4 protein-coding genes are annotated in these 3756 nt (G+C 50.5%); all 4 read left to right on the forward strand.

Translation table 11 applies throughout. The annotated features are described in order from the left end of the window. On the forward strand, positions 1-196 hold a 196-nt coding region (locus MHN01_RS19830; RefSeq protein WP_239412929.1), incomplete at its 5' end, for a DNA translocase FtsK. A 129-nt stretch (positions 197-325) separates the two neighbouring features. Then, positions 326-943, forward strand: coding sequence for an outer membrane lipoprotein chaperone LolA (lolA, locus tag MHN01_RS19835; protein ID WP_239412930.1), 618 nt, complete (start codon positions 326-328; stop codon positions 941-943). 75 nt (positions 944-1018) lie between these two features. After that, positions 1019-2359, forward strand: coding sequence for a replication-associated recombination protein A (locus tag MHN01_RS19840; protein WP_239412932.1), 1341 nt, complete (start codon positions 1019-1021; stop codon positions 2357-2359). Between the two features lie 126 nt (positions 2360-2485). Next, positions 2486-3756 (forward strand): serine--tRNA ligase (gene serS / locus MHN01_RS19845; protein WP_239412933.1); only part of this gene is annotated, 1271 nt, incomplete at its 3' end.

Raw genomic sequence — 3756 nt, forward strand, 5'->3', positions numbered from 1 at the left:
GTTGTTTGATCAGGTGGCGGCGTTTGTTGCCGAATCTCGCCGAGGCTCTGTATCGGGCGTGCAGCGTAAATTTAAGATTGGTTACAACCGGGCGGCGCGAATTGTCGAGCAACTGGAAGCGCATGGTATCGTCAGTGCTCCGGGGCATAATGGCAATCGTGAGGTATTGGCACCACCGCCACCTCCACAGGACTAGGCTATATCAGGGAATTATCTGATATAGCCGGGCCTGCGTGGTAACCGAAGTTAATAACTGTTTCCGAGCGGTTTTGGAGATGGTAAACAAACGATTTGAACAGTTTTGAACCGAAAAGGTTAAGTCATAATGATAAAAAAAGTATTAGTAAGTCTGCTTGTCGCAGCTCCTGTTTTCTTATCTTCCGGTGCATGGGCAACGCCACAGCAGGAGCTGAGTACAAGGCTGGGCAAAGTGAATGCTTTCAGTGCCGAATTTAAGCAAAAAGTCATTAGCCCGGAAGGTGATTTGCTGGTGGAAGGGGAAGGGGATGTTGCGATTCAGCGTCCAAACCTGTTTCGCTGGAATACGGTGATGCCGGATGAAAACCTGTTGATCTCGGATGGCAAGACACTCTGGTACTACAGTCCATTTATCGAGCAGGTGACAGCGATGTGGCTTGCCGATGCGACTGAACAAACTCCGTTTGTGCTGCTAACCCGAAACAACACAGCTGACTGGGCGAAATACAACGTTGCCCAGACTGCCGATACCTTTACCCTGACGCCGAAAGATCGCACCTCTTCGATGGGCAAGTTCGTGGTGACGGTTGCCAAGAGTGGTGAAGTACGTAGTTTCTCAGTGGTTGAGCAGGACGGCCAACGCAGCAACTTCTCGTTCAGTAAGTTCAGCGGTAAAGCGCAACCGAGCGACCTGTTTAAGTTCACACCGCCAAAAGGTGTAGAGCTTGACGATCAGCGTAACTAACGCCGGAACTGCCGTTCGCCCTTTTCTTAGGTGGCACCCTTGTGCCGCCTAATTTCGTTTTAAGGAGCTGTTATTTTGAATAACTTCAGCCTCGATTTCTCGTCAGATTTTCGCCCGCTGGCTGCACGTATGAGGCCACGTACGGTTGAGGAATATATCGGTCAGCGCCATATTCTGGGCGAGGGAAAGCCGCTCAGGCGTGCGCTTGAAGCCGGTCATCTCCACTCGATGATCCTCTGGGGGCCGCCGGGGACAGGCAAAACGACATTGGCCGAAGTGGCTGCTAACTATGCCAATGCCGAAGTCGAGCGTGTATCGGCCGTCACCTCCGGGGTGAAAGATATCCGGGCCGCTATCGACAAAGCCCGTGATAACAAAATGGCCGGACGACGGACCATCTTGTTTGTCGACGAGGTGCACCGTTTCAATAAAAGTCAGCAAGATGCGTTTTTGCCGCATATTGAAGATGGCACGGTGACGTTTATCGGTGCAACGACAGAGAATCCGTCGTTTGAGCTCAACAACGCACTGTTGTCACGAGCCCGGGTCTATAAGCTTAAGTCGCTGGAGTCGACAGACATTCTCGAGGTTATCGAACAGGCGCTGACAGACACGGAGCGGGGGATCAACGAGACCAACCTTGAGTTTGTCGATGATGTAAAAGAAAGGCTGGCTGATCTGGTGTGTGGTGATGCGCGTATGTCGCTGAACTATCTCGAGCAGCTCATCGACATGGCAGAAGAGAATGAAAAAGGGATCAAGCCGATCACTTTGTCGCTGCTTGCAGAGGTGGCGGGTGAGAAAATCGCTCGTTTCGACAACAAGGGCGATCTTTGGTATGACATGATTTCGGCAGTGCATAAGTCGATTCGCGGTTCAAGCCCCGACGGAGCCCTGTACTGGTTTGCCCGTATGTTGCAGGCCGGTTGTGATCCTCTCTATGTGGCTCGACGTCTGCTGGCGATCGCTTCCGAGGATATCGGTAATGCGGATCCCCGGGCGATGCAGGTGGCTATCTCGGCCTGGGACTGTTTTACGCGGGTTGGAGCCTACGAAGGGGAGCGTGCCATTGCGCAGGCAATTATTTACCTTGCCAGTGCGCCGAAAAGCAATGCGGTCTATACAGCATTCAAGCAAGCGAAGGCGGATGCGATGAATCATCCAGACTACGAGGTCCCCAATCATTTGCGTAACGCCCCTACGCGGCTAATGAAGGATCTGGGCTATGGTGCCGAATACCGTTATGCCCATGATGAGCCGGGTGCCTATGCGGCCGGTGAGTGTTACTTCCCGCCGGAAATGGAAGGTACACGCTACTATCACCCAACAAATCGCGGTTTGGAAACTAAAATTGCCGAAAAGTTGGATTATCTTGCTTCTTTAGATGCAAAAAGCGCATTAAAGCGCTACCAATAATAAGGCTTTTTGGGTATCGTTGAACAATTGACGCCAGATTGACTGGCGTTTCGTAAACCTAAGATTATTTTGACAAGAATTGTCTAAATAACGTGCATTTCAGAATATTAAGAGCACAGGATTAGCATGCTAGATTCTAAATTACTTCGAACTGAGCTGGATGAAACAGCTGCAAAACTCGCACGTCGTGGTTTTACCCTTGACGTAGAAAAATTACGCAACCTAGAAGAGCAACGTAAGTCCCTTCAAGTTAAGACTGAAGAGCTACAGGCTTTGCGTAACTCGCGATCGAAGTCGATTGGTCAAGCTAAAGCTAAAGGCGATCACGAAGCTGCTGAAAAGATTCTGGCTGAAGTTGCCAACCTTGGTGGTGAGCTGGATGAAGCGAAAAAAGCGCTAGCTGAGCTTCAAATTGAGCTTCAGGATATTACGCTTTCTGTGCCTAACCTGCCGGATGACAGTGTTCCTGCAGGCAAAGACGAAGACGAGAACGTGGAAGTGTCTCGTTGGGGCCAGCCTAAGACTTATGACTTTGAAGTTAAAGATCACGTTGATCTTGGCGAGCTGGCAGACGGTCTTGACTTTGCAAGTGCCGTAAAGATCTCTGGTTCGCGCTTTATCGTGATGAAAGGCAAGTTTGCTCGCCTGCACCGTGCGATTGCCCAGTTTATGCTGGATCTTCACACTGACGAGCATGGCTACACCGAAATGTATGTACCATACCTGGTGAACAAAGACAGCCTATTCGGTACTGGTCAGCTCCCTAAATTTGGTGAAGACCTGTTCCACACCAAGCCTGCAACTGAAGAAGGCGTAGGTATGTCACTGATCCCGACTGCGGAAGTTCCAGTGACCAACATGGTTCGCGATACCATTACAGATGAAGCTGATCTACCGCTTAAGATGACGGCACATACGCCGTGTTTCCGTTCTGAAGCGGGCTCTTACGGTCGTGATACCCGTGGCCTGATCCGTATGCACCAATTCGACAAAGTAGAGCTGGTACAGATCACTAAGCCTGAAGATTCAATGGCGGCACTGGAAGAGCTGACTGGCCATGCTGAGAAAGTTCTTCAGCTTCTGGAGCTTCCTTACCGTAAGGTGGTTCTTTGTACTGGTGACATGGGCTTCGGTGCTGCGAAAACTTACGACCTTGAAGTATGGGTTCCTGCTCAAGAAACTTACCGTGAAATCTCTTCTTGTTCAAACATGTGGGATTTCCAGGCTCGCCGTATGCAGGCTCGTTTCCGTCGCAAGGGCGAGAAGAAGCCAGAGCTTGTTCATACACTGAACGGTTCAGGTCTGGCTGTTGGCCGTACCATGGTTGCGATTCTTGAAAACAACCAGGAAGCAGATGGCCGCATTATGATCCCTGAAGTACTGCGCAAGTACATGAA

It is taken from the genome of Photobacterium sp. OFAV2-7 (assembly GCF_022347985.1).
Lineage (GTDB): Bacteria > Pseudomonadota > Gammaproteobacteria > Enterobacterales > Vibrionaceae > Photobacterium.